We start from the raw sequence: 1317 nt of genomic DNA, 5'->3' as shown, positions 1-1317 counted from the left end.
GTGTTCACACAAAACCTGTAGGAGCGAGGCTTGCCCGCGAATGCTTTCTGTCAGTCAGCGAAGATAATCGGCCAACCCGCGATAACAGGTCGCCAGGTGATAAGGCGTGGTCGAAGGCATGTCCCGACGGCTCACTTCCCCATGCTCATCACGGCACTCATACCAGCCCCCCGCATGCAGCGAACGCTGCTGCAACGCCCGCAACTGACGCAATACCGCCGCCTCGCTGTCCGGACGCAAGGTCAAGGCCCGCAGGTACTCAGCCTGAGCCCAGATACGCTGGGTCGCATCCCGCGAATCACCCTCCGGCCCGAGATCGAGCATCGCCCGTACCGCGCCAGTCTGTTTATCCACACCCAGTTGCTCGGTGAAGGCAAACGCCCGCTCCAGGGATGCGTGCAGCGCCGAACCGCGCAGCACATCGGATGACTCCAGCAGGAAATACCATTCGAACTGATGCCCCGGTTCGAACCAGTTATCCACAGCACCCAGCGGTTTCTCCATCAACACGCTTTTCTGCGGATCGATAAAGCGCTTCTGCATGGCTGTGCATAACTCGACCAGCGCCTGTTGCACCGCAGTGTCTTGGCGAACAGACAGGGTGGCGAGGAAAGCTTCGGCCAGGTGCATCAAGGGGTTTTGCAGCGGCCCGCTATGGAGGGACGACCAGTCGCGGTAGAGGCTGGCTTCATAGAGGCCGTCGCCGCTGGCGAAACGCTGGGCGATCACTTCCAGGCTGGCGTTGAGCACCGACTCCACCAGCGGTTCGCGGACCTTGCCCCAGTAGTGGGCGCAGGCGAACAGGATGAAGGCGTGGGTGTAGAGGTCCTTGCGGGTGTCCAGCGGCGCGCCTTGCGGGTCGATGCTGTAGAACCAGCCGCCATGTTCGGCGTCGTGGAAGTGTCGCTGCAACGAGCGGAACAGCGCCGCCGCGCGCTCTTCGGCGCCCGGCACCTGACCGATCAGGCTGGCAAACAGATACAGCTGCCGCGCACAGGCCATGGCGCGATAACGCTGGGCTGGCAATGGCCGGTGTTCGGCATCCAGCGCCTCATGAGGTAACGCCATGTCGGCATTCCAGCCAGGACCTTGCCAGAGCGGCACGATCACATTCAGGAAGTGCTGTTGCACATCGCTGAACAGGGCGGTCAATTCAGGCTGGGAGGCGGAGCGGGAGGCTTGCGGCATTGGCTGGCGTCGTCACGGCAGGGTGGATTGCGCGACATGTTAACAGGCCTGAGGTTTGTGGTGTCTGTCAGGCCGTCATCGCGAGCAGGCTCGCTCCCACAGGGTGGAGCGAGCGACTGGAACACTGTG

At 62.6% G+C, this 1317-nt stretch carries 1 protein-coding gene; it reads right to left on the bottom strand.

The window, feature by feature from the left end; translation table 11 throughout:
* Nucleotides 1–54: 54 nt before the first annotated feature.
* Complete coding sequence (locus tag ACW9JE_RS30770) at nucleotides 55–1188, bottom strand: AGE family epimerase/isomerase (protein ID WP_457434915.1); 1134 nt, start codon at nucleotides 1186–1188, stop codon at nucleotides 55–57.
* Nucleotides 1189–1317 lie beyond the last annotated feature (129 nt).

It is taken from the genome of Pseudomonas sp. SDO55104_S430 (genome assembly GCF_054070595.1).
Note: the sequence above shows the minus strand (reverse complement) of the source record. Positions and strands in the feature narration are given on the sequence as shown.

Excerpts from the sequence above, each read along its gene's own strand:
- ACW9JE_RS30770 (WP_457434915.1), bottom strand. The coding sequence starts at position 1,188 with ATGCCGCAAGCCTCCCGCTCCGCCTCCCAGCCTGAATTGACCGCCCTG.